This is a genomic window from Burkholderia sp. AU33803 (assembly GCF_002223095.1).
Taxonomy (GTDB): Bacteria; Pseudomonadota; Gammaproteobacteria; order Burkholderiales; family Burkholderiaceae; genus Burkholderia.
The window spans coordinates 493,418-514,791 of sequence record NZ_NKFJ01000004.1 but is presented as its reverse complement, the minus strand read 5'-3'; the positions used below and the strand labels follow the sequence as shown (position 1 = coordinate 514,791).

General features: G+C 66.6%; 21 protein-coding genes and 4 tRNA genes. 14 read left to right on the top strand and 11 right to left on the bottom strand.

Features of this window, described 5'->3' with window-relative positions:
* The first annotated feature begins 87 nt into the window (after positions 1 to 87).
* The 3 genes from CFB41_RS04830 to CFB41_RS04820 all read left to right on the top strand — a co-directional run bounded on the left by CFB41_RS04830 (position 88) and on the right by CFB41_RS04820 (position 446).
* Positions 88 to 164, top strand: a tRNA-Arg gene (locus CFB41_RS04830).
* Positions 165 to 231: 67 nt separating this feature from the next.
* Positions 232 to 308 (top strand) — tRNA-Arg (locus tag CFB41_RS04825).
* A gap of 61 nt (positions 309 to 369) precedes the next feature.
* A tRNA-Arg gene (locus tag CFB41_RS04820) sits at positions 370 to 446 on the top strand.
* A 202-nt stretch (positions 447 to 648) separates the two neighbouring features.
* On the opposite strand, the gene CFB41_RS04815 is transcribed toward CFB41_RS04820, so the two are convergent.
* The 4 genes from CFB41_RS04815 to CFB41_RS04800 all read right to left on the bottom strand — a co-directional run bounded on the left by CFB41_RS04815 (position 649) and on the right by CFB41_RS04800 (position 4,954).
* A complete protein-coding gene (locus CFB41_RS04815; RefSeq protein WP_059529553.1) occupies positions 649 to 3,015 on the bottom strand; it encodes a bifunctional (p)ppGpp synthetase/guanosine-3',5'-bis(diphosphate) 3'-pyrophosphohydrolase in 2,367 nt (788 codons plus the stop codon).
* A 63-nt stretch (positions 3,016 to 3,078) separates the two neighbouring features.
* Positions 3,079 to 3,282, bottom strand: coding sequence for a DNA-directed RNA polymerase subunit omega (gene rpoZ / locus CFB41_RS04810; RefSeq protein WP_006025620.1), 204 nt, complete (start codon positions 3,280 to 3,282; stop codon positions 3,079 to 3,081).
* 58 nt (positions 3,283 to 3,340) lie between these two features.
* Positions 3,341 to 4,024, bottom strand: coding sequence for a guanylate kinase (gene gmk, locus CFB41_RS04805; RefSeq protein WP_089439459.1), 684 nt, complete (start codon positions 4,022 to 4,024; stop codon positions 3,341 to 3,343).
* Positions 4,025 to 4,030: 6 nt separating this feature from the next.
* Positions 4,031 to 4,954, bottom strand: a complete 924-nt coding sequence (locus tag CFB41_RS04800) for a YicC/YloC family endoribonuclease (RefSeq protein ID WP_089439458.1) — start codon at positions 4,952 to 4,954, stop codon at positions 4,031 to 4,033.
* A 173-nt stretch (positions 4,955 to 5,127) separates the two neighbouring features.
* Here CFB41_RS04800 and rph point away from each other — a divergent pair, with 173 nt between their 5' ends.
* From rph to CFB41_RS04750, 9 genes are all read left to right on the top strand, one after another.
* A complete protein-coding gene (rph, locus tag CFB41_RS04795) occupies positions 5,128 to 5,859 on the top strand; it encodes a ribonuclease PH (RefSeq protein WP_039343387.1) in 732 nt (243 codons plus the stop codon).
* A gap of 1 nt (position 5,860) precedes the next feature.
* Positions 5,861 to 6,487: an RdgB/HAM1 family non-canonical purine NTP pyrophosphatase gene (gene rdgB, locus CFB41_RS04790; RefSeq protein ID WP_027788105.1), complete on the top strand. Its 627-nt coding sequence runs from the start codon at positions 5,861 to 5,863 to the stop codon at positions 6,485 to 6,487.
* Between the two features lie 34 nt (positions 6,488 to 6,521).
* Positions 6,522 to 7,736: a radical SAM family heme chaperone HemW gene (gene hemW, locus CFB41_RS04785; RefSeq protein WP_089455780.1), complete on the top strand. Its 1,215-nt coding sequence runs from the start codon at positions 6,522 to 6,524 to the stop codon at positions 7,734 to 7,736.
* A gap of 44 nt (positions 7,737 to 7,780) precedes the next feature.
* A tRNA-Ser gene (locus CFB41_RS04780) sits at positions 7,781 to 7,868 on the top strand.
* A 142-nt stretch (positions 7,869 to 8,010) separates the two neighbouring features.
* A complete protein-coding gene (locus CFB41_RS04775) occupies positions 8,011 to 8,406 on the top strand; it encodes a hypothetical protein (protein ID WP_089455779.1) in 396 nt (131 codons plus the stop codon).
* Between the two features lie 241 nt (positions 8,407 to 8,647).
* Entirely contained in the window at positions 8,648 to 8,941 is a 294-nt protein-coding gene (locus CFB41_RS04770; RefSeq protein ID WP_089455778.1) for a hypothetical protein, read from the top strand.
* 335 nt (positions 8,942 to 9,276) lie between these two features.
* Positions 9,277 to 9,768 (top strand): energy transducer TonB, encoded by a 492-nt coding sequence (locus CFB41_RS04765; protein WP_089439455.1) that lies wholly within the window; start codon positions 9,277 to 9,279, stop codon positions 9,766 to 9,768.
* 293 nt (positions 9,769 to 10,061) lie between these two features.
* Positions 10,062 to 11,372 (top strand): MFS transporter, encoded by a 1,311-nt coding sequence (locus CFB41_RS04755; protein ID WP_089455777.1) that lies wholly within the window; start codon positions 10,062 to 10,064, stop codon positions 11,370 to 11,372.
* Between the two features lie 104 nt (positions 11,373 to 11,476).
* Positions 11,477 to 11,656, top strand: a complete 180-nt coding sequence (locus CFB41_RS04750) for a hypothetical protein (RefSeq protein WP_039343411.1) — start codon at positions 11,477 to 11,479, stop codon at positions 11,654 to 11,656.
* 22 nt (positions 11,657 to 11,678) lie between these two features.
* On the opposite strand, the gene waaC is transcribed toward CFB41_RS04750, so the two are convergent.
* A complete protein-coding gene (gene waaC / locus CFB41_RS04745) occupies positions 11,679 to 12,677 on the bottom strand; it encodes a lipopolysaccharide heptosyltransferase I (protein ID WP_089455776.1) in 999 nt (332 codons plus the stop codon).
* Positions 12,678 to 12,845: 168 nt separating this feature from the next.
* On the opposite strand from waaC, the gene CFB41_RS04740 reads away from it, so the two are divergent.
* Positions 12,846 to 14,405, top strand: a complete 1,560-nt coding sequence (locus CFB41_RS04740; protein WP_089455775.1) for a chloride channel protein — start codon at positions 12,846 to 12,848, stop codon at positions 14,403 to 14,405.
* A 116-nt stretch (positions 14,406 to 14,521) separates the two neighbouring features.
* Here CFB41_RS04740 and CFB41_RS04735 read toward each other — a convergent pair whose 3' ends face one another.
* The 5 genes from CFB41_RS04735 to CFB41_RS04715 all read right to left on the bottom strand — a co-directional run bounded on the left by CFB41_RS04735 (position 14,522) and on the right by CFB41_RS04715 (position 17,693).
* Positions 14,522 to 14,923, bottom strand: coding sequence for a YXWGXW repeat-containing protein (locus CFB41_RS04735; protein WP_089455774.1), 402 nt, complete (start codon positions 14,921 to 14,923; stop codon positions 14,522 to 14,524).
* A 160-nt stretch (positions 14,924 to 15,083) separates the two neighbouring features.
* Positions 15,084 to 15,338, bottom strand: coding sequence for a cell division topological specificity factor MinE (minE, locus tag CFB41_RS04730; protein WP_006476634.1), 255 nt, complete (start codon positions 15,336 to 15,338; stop codon positions 15,084 to 15,086).
* A gap of 12 nt (positions 15,339 to 15,350) precedes the next feature.
* Positions 15,351 to 16,166 carry a septum site-determining protein MinD gene (gene minD, locus CFB41_RS04725; RefSeq protein ID WP_046545140.1) on the bottom strand — a complete coding sequence of 272 codons (816 nt, stop codon included), beginning with the start codon at positions 16,164 to 16,166 and terminating at the stop codon, positions 15,351 to 15,353.
* 59 nt (positions 16,167 to 16,225) lie between these two features.
* Positions 16,226 to 17,011 (bottom strand): septum site-determining protein MinC, encoded by a 786-nt coding sequence (minC, locus tag CFB41_RS04720; protein WP_089455773.1) that lies wholly within the window; start codon positions 17,009 to 17,011, stop codon positions 16,226 to 16,228.
* 169 nt (positions 17,012 to 17,180) lie between these two features.
* Positions 17,181 to 17,693 (bottom strand): GNAT family N-acetyltransferase, encoded by a 513-nt coding sequence (locus tag CFB41_RS04715; RefSeq protein WP_179250008.1) that lies wholly within the window; start codon positions 17,691 to 17,693, stop codon positions 17,181 to 17,183.
* 667 nt (positions 17,694 to 18,360) lie between these two features.
* Here CFB41_RS04715 and CFB41_RS04710 point away from each other — a divergent pair.
* Complete coding sequence (locus tag CFB41_RS04710) at positions 18,361 to 19,521, top strand: alkane 1-monooxygenase (protein ID WP_089455771.1); 1,161 nt, start codon at positions 18,361 to 18,363, stop codon at positions 19,519 to 19,521.
* Positions 19,522 to 19,623: 102 nt separating this feature from the next.
* Here the strand turns inward: CFB41_RS04710 and CFB41_RS04705 are convergent, their stop codons facing one another.
* The gene (locus CFB41_RS04705; RefSeq protein WP_089455770.1) at positions 19,624 to 21,159 is read right to left on the bottom strand and encodes a methyl-accepting chemotaxis protein; all 1,536 of its coding nucleotides are present in this window, start codon (positions 21,157 to 21,159) and stop codon (positions 19,624 to 19,626) included.
* Between the last annotated feature and the right edge of the window lie 215 nt (positions 21,160 to 21,374).

Sequence of the window (21,374 nt, the reverse complement as noted above, 5' to 3'; positions counted from 1 at the left end):
CGAAGGGCGCCCCGGCAAGGCCATGCACCCAATTTGCGAATAAGGCTTCCCTTTTTATACAACCCTGCTATAATTTCGCTTCTGCGTGCGGCTGTAGCTCAGTTGGATAGAGTACTTGGCTACGAACCAAGGGGTCGTGGGTTCGAATCCTGCCAGCCGCGCCACTTTTTTCGAGGGCCTTCTGAACCGAAGGCCCTTTCAGTTCGAAGCAGTAGAAGTTTTGTTTTGCGTGCGGCTGTAGCTCAGTTGGATAGAGTACTTGGCTACGAACCAAGGGGTCGTGGGTTCGAATCCTGCCAGCCGCGCCACTTTTTTTGGGGGCCTTCCCATCGCAGAAGGTTCCGACAGTCAAGCAGTACCGTTTTGCGTGCGGCTGTAGCTCAGTTGGATAGAGTACTTGGCTACGAACCAAGGGGTCGTGGGTTCGAATCCTGCCAGCCGCGCCACCTTAAAAGGGCTTTCCTCCGGGAAAGCCCTTTTTCTTTTCCGCCCCCTTTCCTTCCCTTGCTCGACGCACGGCAACCTCCGGTTGCGTAGCGTCCCTTTTCGGAAGAGCGTCGAGCACGCCGCACGTTCACCTCTCCGGCAGCCCAGATGAAAACGGCGGCCATTGGCCGCCGTCCATCGATCGCCCCTGCGGGCCACGCATCAATAATCCTGACGCTCGCGCTCGATGCGCATGCCTCCGTCGTGGCGCGCATGCGCACCGTCGTCGGTCGAACGCTCGCGCATGATCCGCATCACGTCCGGATTGGTTCGCACGCGTCGCATCACGTTCGCGAGATGCACGCGGTCGCTGACCTGGATCACGAAGCGCAGCACCGTCGACTCGTGCGTCAGATCCTCGTCCATCGCGATATGCACGATATTCGCGTCGGCCGACGTGATGTCCGCCGCCACGCGCGCAAAGATGCCCTTCGTGTTCTTCACGAGCGCCTTCACCGCGACATCGAACAGGCGGCCCGGTTGCGGCGCCCATTCGACGTCGATCCAGCGGCCCGGATCACGGCGATGGATACGCTGCGCCACGCGGCAATCGGTCGTATGAATCGCCATCCCCAGGCCGATGCCGATGTAGCCCATGATCGCGTCGCCGGGAATCGGCCGGCAGCATGCGGACAACTGCACGGACATCCCTTCGGTGCCGGTGATCACGACCGGCGGCGCGTGGTGCGCGGGATGCCGCTCGGACTTCGGCAGATCGTCGTCCGCATCGCGGCCGCTCATCAGCACCTCGATGCGCTTGGCCATCACCGCGGCCACGCGGCGGCCGAGGCCGATGTCCGCGAAGATTTCCTGACGGCTCTTGTTGCCCGTCCACTGCACGAGCTTCTCCCACACTTCCGGCTCGACATCGGCCAGCGCGAGACCGTAGCCCTTCAGGCTCTGGTCGACCAGCCGCTCGCCCAGCTGCACCGACTCGTTCAGGCGCATCGTCTTCAGGTAGTGCCGGATCGCCGAGCGCGCCTTGCCGGTACGCACGAAGCCGAGCCACGCAGGGTTCGGCTTCGAATACGGCGCCGTGATCACCTCGACGATATCGCCGCTCTTCAGCTCGGTGCGCAGCGGCAGCAACTCGTTGTTGATCTTCACGGCCACGCACTGGTTGCCGAGATCGCTGTGGATCGAATACGCGAAATCGAGTGCCGTCGCGCCGCGCGGCAGCGCCATGATCTTCGACTTCGGCGTGAACACGTAGACCGCATCCGGGAACAGGTCGATCTTCACGTGCTCGAGGAATTCGCTCGAATCGCCGGCTTCGCTCTGGATGTCGAGCAGCGACTTCAGCCACTGGTGCGCACGTTTCTGCACGTCGCTGAGATCCGCGCTGCCGTTCTTGTACAGCCAGTGCGCGGCGACCCCCGCCTCGGCGATCTCGTGCATCTTGCGCGTGCGCACCTGGAACTCGATCGGCGCGCCGAACGGGCCGACCAGCGTGGTGTGCAGCGACTGATAGCCGTTGATCTTCGGGATCGCGATGTAGTCCTTGAACTTGCCGGGTACGGGCTTGTACAGCGCGTGCAGCGCGCCGATGCACGTGTAGCAGTCGAGCGGGCTGTCGACGACGACGCGAAAGCCGTACACGTCGAGCACCTGCGAGAACGACAGCTGCTTGTCGCGCATCTTGCGGTACACGCTGTAGATGGTCTTTTCGCGGCCGGTGATCTCGGCGTCGATCTTCGCATCGGCCATCGCGCGCTGCGCGGCTTCGAGGATCTTGCTGATCACTTCGCGGCGGTTGCCGCGCGCGGCCTTCACGGCCTTCTCGAGCGTCGCGTAGCGATGCGGGTTGAAATTCGCGAAGCTCATGTCCTGCAGCTCGCGATACGTGTTGTTCAACCCGAGGCGGTGCGCGATCGGCGCGTAGATGTCGAGCGTTTCCCGCGCGACGCGGCGGCGCTTTTCCATCGGCACCGCGCCGAGCGTGCGCATGTTGTGCAGACGATCGGCGAGCTTGACGAGAATGACGCGCACGTCGCGTGCCATCGCGAGCAGCATCTTGCGGAAGTTTTCCGCCTGCGCTTCCTCGCGGCTGCGGAATTCCATCTTGTCGAGCTTCGACAGCCCATCGACCAGTTCGGCGACCTTCGGGCCGAACCGTTCGGCCAGCTCGCTCTTGGTCACGCCCTGGTCTTCCATCACGTCATGCAGCAGCGCGGCCATGACGGCCTGCGCGTCGAGCTTCCAGCCGGCGCAGATTTCCGCGACGGCGACGGGATGGGTGATGTAGGGTTCGCCGCTCTGGCGATATTGACCGAGGTGGGCTTCGTCGCTGAAATGGAACGCCGCCTTGACCTCTTTGATTTCTTCCGGAGGAAGATACTCGGCAAGCACGGCCGTCAGTTTCGCGATCGAAACGACGCCGTGCTTGCGGGGCTGCTCCGGTGTGGCGGTCGGCCCGAACAGATGCCGGAAGGACTGTTCGAGGACCGCGTCGATGTACTGGCGCGCAGGCGACTGGGCCGTGGCTTCGGTGGTCGAATCCGCGGAGGCGGACGATGGGGTGGTGCTCATATTCGCCTCCAGGTCGAGTCGTTGCGCGCGTGGATTACATGGCTGGAACGGGCCGGATGCGCGTTACACCGGCACCTTCTTCAGCATCTCGACGCCGACCTGGCCGGCAGCGATTTCGCGCAGCGCGACGACGGTCGGCTTGTCGCGGCTTTCAATCTTCGGCGTATGGCCTTGCGCGAGCTGCCGCGCGCGATAGGTGGCGGCGAGCGCCAGTTCGAAGCGATTCGGGATTTGCTTCAGGCAGTCTTCGACGGTAATGCGAGCCATGTTGGTAATTCCTTCTGAATATAGTCCTTATTCTACCTTATGTCCCTCGTCCCCCGCGTCATTCCGCGTGGGGCAGATGGATGCCGAGCTCGATGAACAGCTCCGTGTGTCGCGCGTACTGCGAAGCAAAGCGCAGGCGCGTGGCCGCGACGATGCATTCGAGCTCCGCGAGCGCACGCTCGAAGTTCTCGTTGATCACCACGTATTCCGCTTCGGACGCGTGCGCGATCTCGCTACCTGCGGCAAGCAGGCGGCGCGTGATCACGTTCGGCTCGTCCTGGCCGCGCTTCTTCAGGCGCTCCTCGAGCGCGTCGAGCGACGGCGGCAGGATGAAGATGCCGACCGCGTTGCGGAACTGCTTCTTCACCTGCAGCGCGCCTTGCCAGTCGATCTCGAGCAGCACGTCGTGGCCGTTCTTCATCTGCTCTTCGATCCAGACGCGCGACGTGCCGTAGTAGTTACCGTGCACTTCCGCGCTCTCGAGGAATTCGTGCGCCGCGTGACGCGCGCGGAAATCCTCGACCGTCGTGAAGTGATAGTGCTGACCGTCCTGTTCGCCCGGGCGCGGCTTGCGCGTCGTGTACGAGATCGACAGGCAGATGTCGCTGTCCTTCGACAGCAGCGCATTCACGAGCGTCGACTTGCCGGCGCCCGACGGCGCGACGACCATGAACAGGTTGCCGGGATAGACGCCGCCGTGCAGCGAATGCGACGCGTGCGCGTCGCGGGTAGATTCCGTCATGTTGCTTTACTCCAGGTTTTGCACTTGCTCGCGCATCTGCTCGATCAACAGCTTGAGCGCCATCGATGCGTCGGCCAGCTCCTTCGCCGCCGCCTTCGAGCCGAGCGTGTTTGCTTCTCGATTCAGTTCCTGCATCATGAAGTCGAGACGCTTGCCGACGCGGCCGCCCTTCTCGATCACATGACGCGTTTCGTTCAGGTGCGCGGTGAGTCGCGACAGCTCTTCCGCGATGTCGATCCGGATCCCGTACATCGTCACTTCCTGACGAATGCGCTCCGCGGCTTCCTCGCGCGTGACGATCGTCGAGCTGCCTTCGGGCGCCGCGATGCCGAGCGCCTCCTGCAGCCGTTCGACGATTTTCTGCTGGTGCTTCGCGATCAGCTCCGGCACGAGCGGCGTGATGCGCGCGACGATCGCTTCCATCTCGGTGACGTTCGACAGCAGCATCGTCGCCAGTTGCGCGCCTTCGCGCGAACGCACGACGACGAGCTCGCCGATCGCTTCCTTGCCGCACGCGAGCACCGCCTCGCGGATCGCGTCAGCCGACACGCCGCTCTCGGCGATCACGCCGGGCCAGCGCAGGATCTCGCCCGCGCGCAGGCGGCCGACGCCCGGGAACGCGTCGAGCACCGAGCGCTCGAGCTCGGCGAGCTGGCCGAGCGCGGACTGGTTCAGCGCGCCCGCGCCGATGCTCTGCTCGCCGCGCTGCAGGTTGATACGGATGTCGACCTTGCCGCGCGACAGCTTGTTCATCAGCATTTCGCGCAGCGCGGGTTCGCACGCGCGCACGTCGTCCGGCATCCGGAAATTCAGGTCGAGAAAGCGCGAATTCACGGTGCGCAGTTCGACCGACACGCTGGTGCCGCCGTTGCCGGTGGCCGTCGCGAGTTCGCGCGTCGCGCTCGCGTAGCCCGTCATGCTGTAGATCATGGTTCGTCTCGCCGTCTGGGTGCCCTCGCGGGCGGGGATATGTCGAGGCGCCCGGCGCATCGGAAAGCGCGGGGCGGGAAGCGCGCATTATCCCATTTTTGCGGACCACCCCGCCGGGCACGCCCGCCGTTCGGCGCTAAAATCGGGGTTTCCTCTCGTTCCGCGATTCCCACATGACGTCCTCCGTTTCCCGCCCGAGCGGCCGCCGCGCCGACGCACTGCGCAAGGTCGCCCTTACGCGCCACTACACGAAACATGCCGAAGGCTCGGTGCTGGTCGAATTCGGCGACACCAAGGTGCTCTGCACCGCGAGCGTCTCCGAACGCGTGCCCGACTTCCTGCGCGACCGCGGGCAAGGCTGGCTGACCGCCGAATACGGGATGCTGCCGCGCGCGACGCATACGCGCAGCGACCGCGAAGCCGCCCGCGGCAAGCAGACCGGCCGCACGCAGGAAATTCAGCGCCTGATCGGCCGCGCGCTGCGCGCGGTGTTCGACCTCGAAGCGCTCGGCCCGCGCACGATCCACATCGACTGCGACGTGATCCAGGCCGACGGCGGCACGCGCACGGCGAGCATCACCGGCGCGTTCGTCGCCGCGCACGACGCCGTGTCGAAGCTGATCGCGGCCGGCAAGCTCACGCGCTCGCCGATCACCGACCACGTCGCCGCGATCTCGGTCGGCGTGTACCAGGGCGCGCCCGTGCTCGATCTCGATTACGCGGAAGATTCGCAATGCGACACCGACATGAACGTCGTGATGACGGGCGCCGGCGGTTTCGTCGAAGTCCAGGGCACGGCCGAAGGCGTGCCGTTCTCGCGCGCCGAGATGAACGCGCTGCTCGACCTCGCGCAAGGCGGGATCGCCGAGCTCGTGCAGCTTCAGAAAGACGTGCTGGGCGCCTGACATGCCGGACGACCACACCATCGCGCCGCTGTCGCGCATCGTTCTCGCGTCGAACAACGCCGGCAAGCTGCGCGAATTCACCGCGCTGTTCTCGACGGTCGGCATCGAGATCGTCCCGCAGGGCGACCTTGCGGTGCCGGAAGCGGAAGAGCCGTTCGGCACCTTCATCGAAAATGCGCTGACGAAGGCACGCCACGCGTCGCGGCTCACCGGGCTGCCGGCGATCGCCGACGATTCGGGCCTGTGCGTGCGCGTGCTGCGCGGCGCGCCGGGCGTCTATTCGGCGCGCTACGCGCAGCGCGCGGGCCGCGACAAGGGCGACGCGGCGAACAATGCGTATCTCGTCGAGCAGCTGCGCGGCGTCGACGACCGGCGCGCATACTATTGCTGCGTGCTCGCGCTCGTGCGCCATGCGGACGACCCGGAGCCGCTGTTCGCCGAAGGACGCTGGGCCGGCGAAATCGTCGACACGCCGCGCGGCGAGCACGGATTCGGCTACGACCCGTATTTCTACCTGCCGTCGCTCGGCGCGACGGCCGCCGAACTCGAGCCGGCCGTGAAGAACACGCACAGCCATCGCGCGCTGGCACTGAAGGCGCTGCTGGCGCGGCTCGCGGAGGAAGCATGAGCATGCCCGATACCCGTTCGCCAGCGGAGGTCGCATGAGCCAGGCCGCGCAAACCGGCGCGCGCGTCGTCGCGACCTTCACGTCGCCCGGCCAGGTGCGGCTCACGTCGCTGCCGCCGCTCGCGCTGTACGTGCATTTCCCGTGGTGCGTGCGCAAGTGCCCGTACTGCGATTTCAATTCGCACGAGTGGAAGGGCGAACGGTTTCCGGAAACCGAATATCTCGACGCGCTGCGCGCCGATCTCGAGCAGGCGCTGCCGCTCGTGTGGGGCCGCCAGGTGCATACGGTATTCATTGGCGGCGGCACGCCGAGCCTGCTGTCGGCGGCCGGCCTCGACCGGATGCTGTCCGACGTGCGCGCGCTGCTGCCGCTCGACGCCGATGCCGAGATCACGCTCGAAGCGAATCCCGGAACGTTCGAGGCCGCGAAGTTCGCGCAGTTCCGCGCAAGTGGCGTGAATCGCCTGTCGGTCGGCATCCAGAGCTTCAACGAAACGCACCTGAAGGCGCTCGGCCGGATTCACGACACGACGCAGGCACGCGCCGCGGTCGAGATCGCCGCGAAAAACTTCGACAACTTCAACCTCGACCTGATGTTCGCGCTGCCGAACCAGACGCTCGACGAATGCCGTACCGACATCGAGACCGCGCTGTCGTACGCGCCACCGCATCTGTCGCTGTATCACCTGACGCTCGAGCCGAATACGTTGTTCGCGAAGTTCCCGCCGGTCGTGCCCGACGACGACGCGTCGGCCGACATGCAGGAATGGATTCACGCGCGCACCGCCGAGGCCGGTTACGGACGCTACGAAGTGTCCGCGTATGCGAAGCCGAATCATCAGTGCAAGCACAACCTGAACTACTGGCGCTTCGGCGACTATCTCGGGATCGGTGCGGGCGCACACACGAAGCTGTCGTTCCCGAACCGGATCCTGCGGCAGGCACGCTACAAGCATCCGGCGACCTTCATCGAGCAGGCGATGGCCGGCACGGCCGTGCAGGAAGAGCGTGAAGTCGGCGCGCGCGACCTGCCGTTCGAGTTCATGCTGAATACGCTGCGGCTCGTCGAGGGCTTCCCCGTGCACAGCTTCGCCGAACGCACGGGCCTGCCGATGAGCACGATCGAGCCGGCGCTGCAGGAAGCGGAACGGCGCGGGCTGATCGCGCGCGATTTCGCGCAGATCGCGCCGACGCCGCTGGGCCAGCGTTTCCTCAACGACCTGCAGGAATTGTTCCTGCGCGACGATTGAAGGGGTGAACCACGCGGCATTTCGGTTACAATGCCGCCTCGTGTGGAAGCGTGGCCGAGCGGTTTAAGGCACCGGTCTTGAAAACCGGCGACGGGAAACTGTCCGTGAGTTCGAATCTCACCGCTTCCGCCAGGAAGTTCGCCAAACCCCGTCCATTCACCGAATGACGGGGTTTTTTGTTGGTCCGCACACGCCCTTCCCTCACGTTCCGACGTGTCACGCCGGATGCCGTTACAATCCGGCGCTCCGATTCGCGAAACGGGAAACCCACGTCATGAAGCCCTTCATCGTCTCGTCGCTCGCTGCCCTGCTGGTTGCCGTCAGCTCGCCGGCGACGGCCGACACTGCCGCCGGCAGCGACGCGCAAGCGTCGTGCGCGATCGCCTACGTGACGGGCGTCGGCGGCTCGCCGCGCGGCCTGAGCGAATACCTCGCGAGCCCGTCGCCGTACAACTACGTGAAGGACAACGACCTCCAGTGCAAGGTGGGCGACGACGGACGCACGTCGAACTGCACCGGCGTGACCTATCTCCGGAACGAGCAGGTCAGCGTGTACGACGATTCCGATCCGGCGACGCTGACCGTCGTGGCGCGCGTGGAGCTCGACCACGGCCAGAAATACCCAGTGATCATCGTCGTGCAGCGCAAGGACGCGCGCTGCAAGCAATGATGCAGCGCCGCGCGCGAACCCGTCCGCCGAAACGGCACGGGCGTTCGCGCCGGGCCTCGCGCGCCACCTGAGCGACGGGCACCGGCAGCGGCCCGCCATCGCATTGCATCGCACCGCGCCGGAAGCCATCCTCCCCGGCGGCCGCTCGATCACCTAGAATTCGATCAACACGGCGACACGACCGCCGCCGCGTACTCGATGCCGCGCGCGCCACCCCTGCGTGCGGTACACGGAGATCGCCATGACCGAACTGTCGACACCGACGGAACACGTCGATTACGAAGGCTTCGAGGTCCATGTCGTGCCGGCCGTCGTGCCCGGCAGCGACACGCGCTACACCTACACCGGTTACGTGTGCCATCCGGGCGCGAATCCCGCGTTGCCCGGCCACGCGGTGCCCTTCCATGCGGACGGCGAGGAAAGCTTCGCGAGCCTCGATGAAGCCGTCCACGAAGCCGTGCACGTCGGCAAGAGCATCATCGACGGCACGCACCCCGACCTGTCGATCCTGTCGCTCGTCACGCACGGCTTCTGAACCTGGCCGCACGCACCGCCGACGATGGCGCGGGCGCGCTCGTGGTGCTGCCTGCGACGACCCGCTCCACTTGCGCCGGCCACTCGCCACGCGCCTGCGTGCCACTCGCGTGCCTCGCGTTTCTTTCAACCTTGCAACACGCACGCCGGGATGCACACGTGCGGCAGCCACGCGAGCGCGCTGTCATATGTCACGTCACACCGCGCTGCGCGAGCGCACGCCTTCGCGTCATCGGCGATCGCAACATCCGGCATCGCCCCTTATGCGTTTCTCCCGATATCGGCCCGCGTCCGTGCGCCTATCATTTTTTTATAGTCACTTCCGGCTAGCCTCCCATGCGCCCTCTTCCCCGTTTGCATGTCGACCGGCTGCGTGCAGTTGCGCTGGCCGTCGTCGCCATGCTCGCGGCGTGCACCATCACGCCGCCTCCGTCGCTGCACTCGATCCTGACGATTCCGTCGATCACCCGCAGCGGCAGCCTCGACCAGTACCGCGTCGAAGTCGCGCAGCGCGTCGCCGAACGCAATCCGTCCGGCATGCTGCACGGCGTACCCCAGGCCATGCTCCGCTCGCTCGTCGTCGTGGCCTTCACCGTCGATGGCAGCGGCCGGCTCGTCAACGCGTCCGTCTATCGCAGCAACGGCGACAGCGAAGCGGAAGCACTCGCGCTCGCGTCGCTGCGCCGCTCGGCGCCGCTGCCGCCGCCACCGTCACGACTGCTCGACGGCAACGGCCGGCTCGAATTGATGGAAGGCTGGCTCTTCAACGACGACGGCCACTTCCAGTTGCAAAGCACCGCGTCGGCGCAGGCGCAATCGATCGACTGAGTAACCGCCGCCCCGCGATTGCCGGTGCGCGGCGGCGCTGGCTATAATTTTCCGCAATCGCGCGGCCATCACGCCGCGCGCGCGTTCGCGCGCCCCACCCGGCATGCGAGCCGACCACGCCGGCACCGGGCGGCGGCGACATACCCGTCTCCCTCGTCGACCGGCGGGTGACGTCCGCGCCACGGCGCGCGTCCACGCCGCCACCGCATCATCCGCTCGGCTGTCCCCGGCAGGCATCCGCCTGCCCGGCCGCACGCCCAGCCGACCGCCCCAACGACAAAACGGAGACATCCATGTCCGCATCCCCCCCGACCGTTGCACACGCAACCGGTTCGGCCGGCGCCGTCAGCCACCGGCGCATCGTGTTCGCCAGCTTCATCGGCACCGCGATCGAGTTCTACGATTTCTACGTGTATGCAACGGCCGCCGCGCTCGTCATCGGCCCCGTGTTCTTCCCGCACGGGTCCGCGACCGCACAGGCGCTGTCCGCCTTCGTCACGTTCGGCATCGCGTTCATCGCTCGCCCGATCGGCTCGTTCCTGTTCGGGCACTTCGGCGACCGCATCGGCCGCAAGTCGACGCTCGTCGCATCGCTGCTCGTGATGGGCGTATCCACCACCGCCATCGGCTTCGTGCCCGGCTACGACGCGATCGGCGCGCTCGCGCCGGTGCTGCTGTGCGTGCTGCGCTTCGGCCAGGGGATCGGCCTCGGCGGCGAATGGGGCGGCGCCGCGCTGCTCGCGACCGAGCACGCGCCGCAGGGCAAGCGCGGCTGGTTCGGGATGTTCCCGCAGCTCGGGCCATCGGTCGGCTTCCTGATGTCGAACGGGCTGTTCTTCGCGCTCGCGCTGTCGCTGTCGGACGAGCAGTTCCGCAGCTGGGGCTGGCGCATCCCGTTCCTGGTCAGTGCGGTGCTCGTCGCGCTCGGCCTGTACGTGCGGCTCAAGATCACCGAAACACCCGCATTCCAGGCCGCGCTCGATCGCAACGAGCGCGTGCGCGTGCCGGTCGCGACGCTGATCACGCAACACTGGCGGCCGACGCTGCTCGGTGCGCTCGCGATGGTCGTCTGCTACACGCTGTTCTACATCTCGACGGTGTTCTCGCTGTCGTATGGCGTGTCGGCGCTGCATATTCCGCGCCAGAGTTTCCTCGGCCTGCTGTGTTTCGCGGTCGTGTTCATGGGACTCGCGACGCCGCTGTCCGCGTGGGCATCGGACCGCTTCGGCCGCAAGCCGGTGCTCGTCGCGGGCGCGATCACCGCGCTGCTGTCGGGTTTTGCAATGGAGCCGCTGCTCGGCAGCGGCTCGATGCCGCTCGTCGCGCTGTTCCTGACGATCGAGCTGTTCCTGATGGGCGTGACGTTCGCGCCGATGGGCGCGCTGCTGCCGGAGCTGTTCCCGACCAACGTCCGCTACACGGGCGCGGGCGTCGCGTACAACCTCGGCGGGATCCTCGGCGCGTCGATCGCGCCGTATATCGCGCAACTGCTGGCGGCGCGCGGCGGGCTGTCGTGGGTCGGCGGTTATGTGTCGGTTGCGGCGGCCATCAGCCTGATCGGCGTGCTGCTGATGCGCGAGACACGCGACGCATCGCTCGTCTGAGACTCCGGGGCGACCCGGGTTGTGCGCAGGCCGGCGCTGCCTATACTCGATCCCGGGGGCGCCGCTGCGCGCCCCCGGGATCCCGCCCCGAAGGAGCCGCCGCCATGAACATCCGCCTCGGCAATGCCGATCTCGTCCTGATCCTCGCACTCGCGCTGGGTGGCGCGATCCTGCTCGCGATGCGCTTCCGGCCGCAGACCTGGCGCGGCCTCGTGTTCGAGGCGCTGCTGGCGAATCTGGCGGCCGTCGCCGCCGTCGTCACGGTCGAGGCGCTGCTCGCCTGAACCGCTTCGCCCCATCCCCTCGTCAGGCGGTCAGCCGCGCGCGCAGCGCGCCGTAGGCCGGGCTGACCGTATCGATCGCGTCCAGCGCCTCGTCGACCGACGGCACCGTACCCGGCTCGCCGATCGACAGTGCATTCGGCGCGCCGCCGATGCCGCAATGATGGCGCGACGTCGCGACGAAAATCATCACGGTCGGCCGCTGCAGCGCGTGCGCCATGTGTACGAACCCCGTATCGACCCCCACCACGAGCGCAGCCCGGCCGAGCGCCGCACCGAGCTCGCGCACCGTCATCGCGGGCAGCACGACCGAACCCGGCGCGCGTGCGGCAATGTCCTGCGCATCGCCATGCTCGGCAGGCGAACCCCACGGCAACAGCACGCGTACGCCGCGCGCCATCATCTGCGTGGCGAGCGCGGCCCAGTGGTCGGCCGGCCATTTCTTGTCGGGGTTGGACGTCGCATGGAACAGCAGCATGAATGGGGCGCCATCGGTCACGGCGGCCGGCAGGTTCACGTTCCGCGGCGGGACGATGCCGTACGTGGCGATACCCTCGGGCACGTAGCCAAGCGCCTCGCCGGCGCTCACGCGCATCCCGTGCCACGCGTCGCAGTCCGGCCGCGGGCCGAAACGATGTGAATACGCGAAGCGTGCGCCCGTTTCGCCGAGATCCTGCGTCTGGTAGCCGACGCGGCGCGCGGCGCGCGCGAGCGCCGAAATGATCGCGCTCTTGTAGACGCCGTGCAGATCGATCACCGCATCGTAGCGGTGCGCCCGCAGCGCGCCGATCGACGCCGTGATCGCCTTCAGGTCGCCACGATTGCGCAACTTCTTGAAACGGCGCAGCGGCGCGCCCAGGACACGGCTGACGCCCGGATGCCAGCGCACGACCTCCGCGCACGATTCATCCACTGCCCAGTCGACCGTTACGCCGGGAAAGGCGCGATGCAGATCCGCGACGACGGGTAGCGTCTGGACAACGTCGCCAAGCGACGTCACTTTCACGATGAGGATACGTTTCACGATGTGTGGAATAAGCCAGTCAATTTGGCGTGCTCACGATGGTTACATGCGCAGACATTACGTGAAATTACTTTTGCAACAAAATGCATCTCCTTTCAGGAACATTCTCGCTCCCCGCCCGCATCCGGATCTTTTTATAATTCGATCTTTGCCTGCCGGCCCGTGCCGATGCCACGCCCCGCTCTTCCCGCCCTGTTTCCCGCCCTCACCCGTCGTTCGCTGAGGATCTGGCGCCAGTACGGCGTTTTCTGGCTCGGTGCGATCGTCGTCGGCCTCGCGGCCGTACTTTACGCGCGTCTGATCGACTGGGGTTACGAAACCTTCCGCACGATGCGCGATCACGCCGCGTGGCTGCCGCTGCTGCTGACGCCGGCCATCGCCGCGTTGTCGGTATGGATCACGCGGCGCTTCTTCCGCGGCGCCGAGGGCAGCGGCATCCCGCAGGTGATCGCGACGCTGCATGCGCGCCCGAGTGCGTTCGGCTCCCGGCTGCTGACGCTGCGCATCCTGTTCGGCAAGGTGCTGGTGTCGTTCCTCGGCATCCTGGGCGGCTTCACGATCGGTCGCGAAGGGCCGACCGTACAGGTCGGCGCGGCGCTGATGTTCAACCTGCGACGGTTCTACCCGCGCTCGAACGCGCAGATCGAACGCCAGCTGGTGCTCGCCGGTGCGGCGGCCGGGCTGTCGGCCGCGTTCAATACGCCGCTCGCCGGAATCGTGTTCGCGATCGAGGAACTGACGCGCAGCTTCTCCGCGCGCGCGAGCGGCGTGCTGATCACCGCGATCATCCTCGCCGGCGTCGTCGCGCTCGGCCTGAACGGCAACTACACGTATTTCGGCACGATCGATGCCGGCCCCCATTTCCCGAAACTGCTCGCGCTCGCCGTGCTGGTCACCGCGATCGTCACGGGGATCGCAGGCGGCGTGTTCTGCTGGCTGCTGCTCAATACGGGACGCTGGCTGCCCGCGCAGCTGCTGGGCCTGTATCGCGAGCGGCCGATCACGTTCGCCGCACTGTGCGGCTTCGCGATCGCCGTCGTCGGCCTCGTATCGGGCGGCACGACCTTCGGCAGCGGCTATGCCGAGGCGCGCGGCCTGCTCGACGGCAGTCAGCACCTGTCGGTGTTCTATCCGTTCCTGAAGATGATTTCGATGGTGGCGTCGTACCTGCCGGGCATCCCGGGCGGGATCTTCGCGCCGTCGCTGTCGATCGGCGCCGGGTTCGGCAACCTGTTGCATATCGTGTTCAGCAACATGAGCCTGCCGATGCTGATCGCGCTCGCGATGGTCGGCTACATGGCGGCCGTCACGCAGTCGCCGATCACGTCGTTCGTGATCGTGATGGAGATGATCAACGGTCACGCGCTCGTGATTTCGCTGATGGCCACCGCGCTGGTGTCGAGCCGCGTGTCGCGCTTCTTCGCGCCGCCGCTCTACGAGACGCTCGCACTGCGCTATCTCGCGCCGCCCGTCACAGCCGCCGAACCGGCTGCGGCAACCGCGACGAGCGCGACGGCGGCAACCGGCATCACCGAGCCGCAGGATGCGGCCGCGGCGCCCGCCGATCCGCTCGACACGTTGCGCGACGAAGGCGGCACGGGCGACGAAGCGTCCCCCGCCACCGCGCCGGCCGAGGACGCAGCACATGCCCCGGCGCCGCACGACGACGAGCCGGCCGCAGCCGGGACGCACGACCCGGCACAGCCCGGCCCGCGCGACGCTCAATAGATCACGACGGGCGCCGGCCGGTAGTACACGGGCCGCGCCGGCACGACGATACATCCGGCCAGCGTGATCGCGACGAGCGCGATGGCGATTGCGGTTCTTTTCATCGCCCGCCTCCATCATGCCCAGTGACCACGGGTCCAGAACCAGTTCGGACCGCGCTGGTCCCAGTGGCCCGGCACCCATTGCATGCCGACGCGCTCGGCTTCCCAGTGGCCGCCGATCCACACGTAACGGCCATGCTCCCAGTGCCAGTGCCCGCGATCCCACACGTAGCCCACGCGCGAGGCCGGCACGACCTCGTAGCGCACCGGCGGCGGTGCGTTCGGCGCGACGATCACGACTTCCTCGGTGCGCATGGCGACCGGCTCGGCGACGACCATGCGGCCCTGCGGCACGATCACGGGGGTGCCGACGAGAATCTCGTCCGCATGCGCGGCAAGCGGCGCGACGACGGCTGACAGGCTCGCGGCAAGCAAGGCGAGCGAAACGATACGACGTTGAACGGTAGAGACAGCCATCACAACCTCCTGGTTGAACAAGTTACGCGAGCGTATTCGTTCAATGCGGGAGGGGCGCGAACGGCCGACAGACGCCGTGTTACGGCATGCCCGAAAGTGCAACAGGGCGTAAGACGCGCACGGCGGCAAGTGCCGCCGTGCGGAGGGATACCTGCAACGGTCAGGCTTGCGGGATCTCGATCTTCACTTCGAGGACTTCGAGATCGTCCTGGCGCTCGAGGCTCACGCGGATGTCATCGTCCGAAATATGGACGTACTTCGAGATGACCGCGACCAGCTCCTTCTGCAGCGCCGGCAGGTAATCGGCCGGCGGCCGGCCGCCGACGCGCTCGTGCGCGATGATGAGCTGCAGGCGCTCCTTCGCGACCGATGCGGACTTTTTCTTCTCGCCGAGGAGAAACGAAAGGATGGACATGGGCGGCCTCCGTTACTTGCTGCCGAAGAGGCGCTGCAGCAGGCCCGGCTTCTGGTAATCGGTGAAGCGCAGCGGCTTGTCTTCGCCGAGGAAACGCGCGACGACGTCCTTGTACGCTTCCGCCACGTCGGTACCGTCGATATGCACGGCCGGCAGACCCTGGTTCGATGCATGCAGCACGGCTTCCGACTCGGGCACCACGCCGATCAGCTTGATGCGCAGGATCTCGCTGATGTCCTCGAGCGACAGCATCTCGCCTTCGCTGACGCGCTTCGGGCTGTAACGCGTGATCAGCAGGTGTTCCTTGATCGGATCCTTGCCTTCGGTCGCGCGCTTCGTCTTCGACGACAGGATGCCGAGAATGCGATCCGAGTCACGCACCGACGACACTTCCGGGTTCGTGACGATCAGCGCTTCGTCCGCGAAGTACATCGCGTGCAGTGCGCCCGCCTCGATACCGGCCGGCGAATCGCAGACGATGTATTCGAAGTCCATCGCGACCAGGTCGTTCAGCACCTTCTCGACGCCGTCACGCGTGAGCGCATCCTTGTCGCGCGTCTGCGACGCCGGCAGGATGAACAGGTTCTCGCACTTCTTGTCCTTGATCAGCGCCTGGTTCAGGTTCGCTTCGCCCTGGATCACGTTCACGAGGTCGTACACCACGCGGCGCTCGCAGCCCATGATGAGATCGAGGTTGCGCAGGCCGACGTCGAAGTCGATCACGGCCGTCTTGTGGCCGCGCAGCGCGAGACCGGACGCAAAGCTCGCGCTGGTCGTCGTCTTGCCCACGCCGCCCTTGCCCGAGGTCACCACGATGATTTTTGCCATTTACCCAATACCCTGTGTTCGTCAATGAGAGCCGATCGATCCGGAGCGCACCGCGTGTGTTACGTCAGGCGCAGCGGTTCGATCATCAGTTTTTCCTCTTCGAGCCGGATCTGCACCGATTTGCCCAGTACTTCGGCGGGCAACGGGTTCTCGGTTGTTCGATAGATACCCGCGATCGAAATCAGTTCCGGTTCGAGACACGTGCAGAAAATGCGCGCGTCGTGATTGCCGTGCACGCCCGCGAGTGCGCGGCCGCGCAACGGCGCGTAGATGTGGATATTGCCTTCCGCGATGATCTCTGCGCCGTGACTGACCGGCGCGAGCACCACGAGGTCTCCTTTCGCGTAAATCTGCTGCCCCGAACGCAACGGCCGGTCGATCACGAGCGTCTGGCCGCCGGCCTGCACCGGCGTCGGCGCGGGCTCCGACGGCTGTTCGGGCGCCGCTGCGGCTGCCGCAGCGGTGGCGGGCGCGACGGCTGGCACTGCCGCCGGTTCCGCTTCGTCGGCAGGTTTCGCGGCCGGCGCGCGGCGATCGCGCGCCTCCAGCAACGGCAGGCCGGCTTCCCCCGCCCAGCCCTGCGTTGCCAGTGCGACGACGCCCACCGGACGCATCCGCACGTCGTTCAGCATCTGGCGGATGTCCGCGAGCGCGACGCGCTCGCCGTCAGCCAGGCGGCGGACGTCGATCGCGACGACATCGTCGGCGAAAAACTCGGGAGTCGCTTCGAAGCGCTTGACCAGTTCGGTACGCAACGCATCGAGATCGGTCGTCTTCACGGTGAACAGCAACGTATCGACCGATCCGCTGCGCAGCTCGAAGAATGGCGATTTTTTAAGCGACATGGACACTCTGCAAAAATTTTTTGCGTATTTTACAGGCGTCCACGCGCGCGGCCATTATTTTTGGGGAACCGGGTGGCGACAGCCCGGGCGGGCGCGCAACCGGCAGGCGGGCAGGCAAGCGGGCGACCCAAGCCTCATCGCGCCGAGCGGCCCGCGTTCCGACGTCACGTCAGTGCTTCACCTGCGATACGTACAGCGATTTCATCGCGCCGGGCATCCGTGCGATCGGCGCGTGTTCGCCGGTATTGCCGAAACCCGCCCGCTCGTAGAAGCGGATCGCGTTGCGGTTCGCATCGGCAATCCACGCGTAGACGTCCTGGGCGCCGCGCTCGGCGAGCCAGGCGGTGGCCGTCTCCAGCAGCAGCACGCCGCCGCGCAGATGACGCACCGCGTGCGCCACCCACAGCTCGCTGACGAACGCGCGCCGATCGGGCGTATTGTCGAAATACGCGCCGATCATGCCGGCCGGATGGCCTTCGGTATACAGCAGGAAAGTCGTCGACTCGTCGGACACGGCGCGCTGCGCGGCAATCGCCGACGCCGCGTCCGTTTCGACGTTCAGCAATTCGGCCTCCGGCGCTTCGCCGGGCGCGTAGGGCTCGCGCAGCGATGCGGCGCGGAGTTCGCGATACACGCTGCCCTGGTCGGCAACGATACGACGAACGGTCAAGGTCGAACTCATGCAGGCACAGCCCCCTTCGGACAGCAAGCTACTAGCTTCAACCGAAAGCGGGGCATGAGTCAAATCGTTATTTTCAAATGACAGCGCGAATCGAAAGGCAGCACGCACCGGCGGCGGCCGGTCGGCCCGTTCATGTGCAGGTGCAGCATCGCCGTGCCGATGCGTGCCGCCGAAAGACGGTTGCGGCGGCCTCGTTCGACGCATGGCACCCGTCGCCTTGCGACATCGGGCAGTTGCCCGTCGGGCCCCGCGGATTTCAGCACGGATATCGTAATGATCCGTAAGATTGCCCCCCCGAAAATCGGTATCACGGGTACCTGCAGCCATCCGCATATTGCATCGCAACATTTGTTGCGAGCCAGTCACGCCGCCACGCGCACGCGTCATGACACGCCATCCGTCTGACAAACCGCTCGCCCGTACGGGTCGAACCGGCGTTCCGCGCATGTTTCAATCAGCGTGCGCGGGCCCTTCCCTGCCTGCGCCGCACACGCCGGTCCGTTTGGAGCCGCGCGCCTAGTGCCGGAGTTTGGCAAGCGTGCGCGTGGGTCGTATAACAGGCAGAACCGGGTGACGATCCGGCTCGCCGCGCGTGCTTCGCGGACCAACGAGAATTCGAACAACCGTACAGGCGGCCGCCCTCGGGCCGGCCGGCAGGAGGGAGACAATGTCAATGACCCACGGATCGGCCTCGGGCTGGTCGGATGGCAAGCGTTACCTGTGGCTGCTCGGCGCGCTGACGATCACGTTGCCGATCCTCGCCGCCCAGCTCGCGCTGTCGACGGGCCTGCACGTGTTCTGGTGGTTCGGCCCGCTGTTCGCGTTCGGCGTGATCCCGATCCTCGACACGCTGATCGGCGACGATCGCGACAACCCGCCCGAGGACGTCGTGCCGCATCTCGAACGGGAGCGCTACTACCGGTTGATCGTTTATCTCGCGACGCTCGTCGAATACGTCGCGTTCTTCGCGTGCGTCTGGATCGTCGGCACGCATGCGCTCGCCTGGTACGACTACGTCGGCTTCGCGCTGTCGCTCGGCGCCGCGACGGGCATCTCGATCAATACCGCGCACGAACTCGGGCACAAGACCAACCGCTTCGAGCGCTGGCTCGCGAAGATCACGCTCGCGCCGGTGGCATACGGCCACTTCTATGTCGAGCACAACCGCGGACACCACGTGCGCGTCGCGACGGCGGAGGACCCGGCGAGCGCGCGCTACGGCGAATCGTTCTGGGCCTTCCTGCCGCGCACCGTGACCGGCAGCATCCGCTCGGCGTGGCGGCTCGAGAAGGCGCGCCTCGAACGGCTCGGGCATTCGCCGTGGACCTGGCGCAACGAGGTGCTGCACGCGTGGGCGATGACCGTCGTCGTGTGGGGCATCGCGATCGCGATGGCCGGCAAGGTCGTGATTCCGTTCCTCGTGATCCAGGCCGTCTACGGCGCGTCGCTGCTCGAAGTCGTGAACTACGTCGAGCATTACGGGCTCGGCCGCCGCAAGCTGCCGAACGGCCGCTACGAACGCTGCTCGCCGCAGCATTCGTGGAACAGCAATCACGTCGTCACCAACCTGTTCCTGTACCAGTTGCAGCGGCACGCCGACCATCATGCGAATCCGACGCGCTCGTACCAGGCGCTGCGCCACTTCGACGATGCGCCGCAACTGCCGGCCGGCTACGCGACGATGATCCTGTTCGCGTACGTGCCGCCGCTCTGGTATCGCGTGATGAATCCGCGCGTCGTCGCGCACTACGGCGGCAACATGGCGCAGTCGAACATCAAGCCGTCGATCCGCGCCCGCGTGCTCGCGCAATATCCGGCCGCGGCGTAATCGCGGGGGACGGGCCGGGGTCGACTGGCGCAGGTGCGCCGCTGAGAGCCGGCGCCGCGCCGGCCCCGGTTCCATCGAAGCCCGGCGCGGCGGCCCCCGCCGTCACGCCATTTCCGGCAGCCTGAACACCGCCACCGCATGCCGCAGCGCGCTCGCCTGCTCAGCCAGCGCTTGCGTCGCGGCCGAGGCCTGCTCGACGAGCGCCGCGTTGCGCTGCGTCGCTTCGTCCATCTGCGTCACCGCGATGTTCACCTGCTGGATGCCGCCGCTCTGCTCCTGCGACGCGGACGAGATCTCGCCGACGATCGTCGTGACACGCTGCACCGCGCCGACGATCTCGTGAATCGATTCACCCGCTCGACCGATCAGCACGGCGCCCTCGTCGACCCGCTTCGTCGACTGCTCGATGAGCGCCTTGATCTCCTTCGCGGCGGCAGCGCTGCGTTGTGCAAGCGTACGCACTTCCGCCGCGACGACTGCAAAGCCGCGGCCCTGTTCGCCCGCACGCGCGGCTTCGACCGCCGCGTTCAGCGCGAGGATGTTGGTCTGGAACGCGATGCCGTCGATCACCGCGATGATCTCGCCGACCTTGGCGGAGCTGTCGGCGATGCCATTCATCGTGCCGACGGCATCCGTCATCACGCCGCCGCCCGCCGCTGCGATGTTGGACGCGTCATGCGCCAGCTGCGCCGCGTGCTGCGCGTGCTCGGCCGACTGGCGGACGATGCCCGTGAGTTCGGTCATGCTGGCAGCCGTCTCCTCGAGCGAAGCAGCCTGCGCCTCGGTACGCGCCGACAGATCGTGATTGCCCGATGCGATCTGTGCGCTCGCCGTCGCGACGGCTTCGGCGTGCGTACGCACTTCGAGCACGACGCCCGACAGGCTCGCCTGCATCGTCTGCAACGCGCGCAGCAGATCGGCGATCTCGTCGCGGCCGACTGCATCGACGTCGCGCGTCAGGTCGCCTTCGGCGACGGCCTGTGCGCACGCCACCGCACGGTCGAGCGGACGCAGGATCGCGCGACTGAACAGGAATGCGCCGACCATCGCGACGCCGAGCACGACCAGCATCAGCACGAGACTCGCGGTCGTGGCGTGCTGCGCGTCGCGGCTCGCCTGCGCCGACACCGCGGCGCTCTCGTCGGCGATCGACTTCGCGGCCCGCTCCAGCAGCGCTGCCGGCTCGCGGTCCACGCCCGCCACCGCGGCATCGCCCGCCGACGGCTCGAAGCCGGCCGCCTTGAACGCGTCGAACCCGCGCCGGTAGCCCTCGCCCATCGCCGTGTGCGCGCGCATGAACTGCTCGACGAGCGAGCGGCTCTCGCCGGGCGGCAACTGGTGAACGAGCTGCGCGGCGAGCGTGTCGACCGTTCGCTCGCGCGTCTGGAAAGCCTGCCAATACTTGTCGAGCTTGTCGGGCTGCTTGCCGCGCAACAGCGTGTCCTTCCATTCCTGAACCTGCAGCTTGAACTGCACGAGCGTGGCCGACACGAGCCGTTCGTTGCCAACGTTCGTCTGCACGTCTTCGACGAACGTATCGATCGACCGATTGAGTATGTGGATACCGTACAGCGCGCCACCGAACATCAGCAGCAGCGCGACGGCGAATGCGAGGGGAATCTTGTAGCTCAGCTTCATGGAACCTTGAGTCGACGGGGAACGATGCGATCCGGCACGGGCGCCGGCCGCCGCCTCGTGTTAACGGCGCGGGAAGCGCAGGCTTAAAGCTGAAGAATTCGGCAAAGGCCGGACGCGCGTATCGACGAGGCCGGCCAGTGCGCTCAGGTCGGATGCGGGCTGTTGCTACTGCAACGGCGTGCGACATGACGCACGCACCGCGAACCCAAAACGAA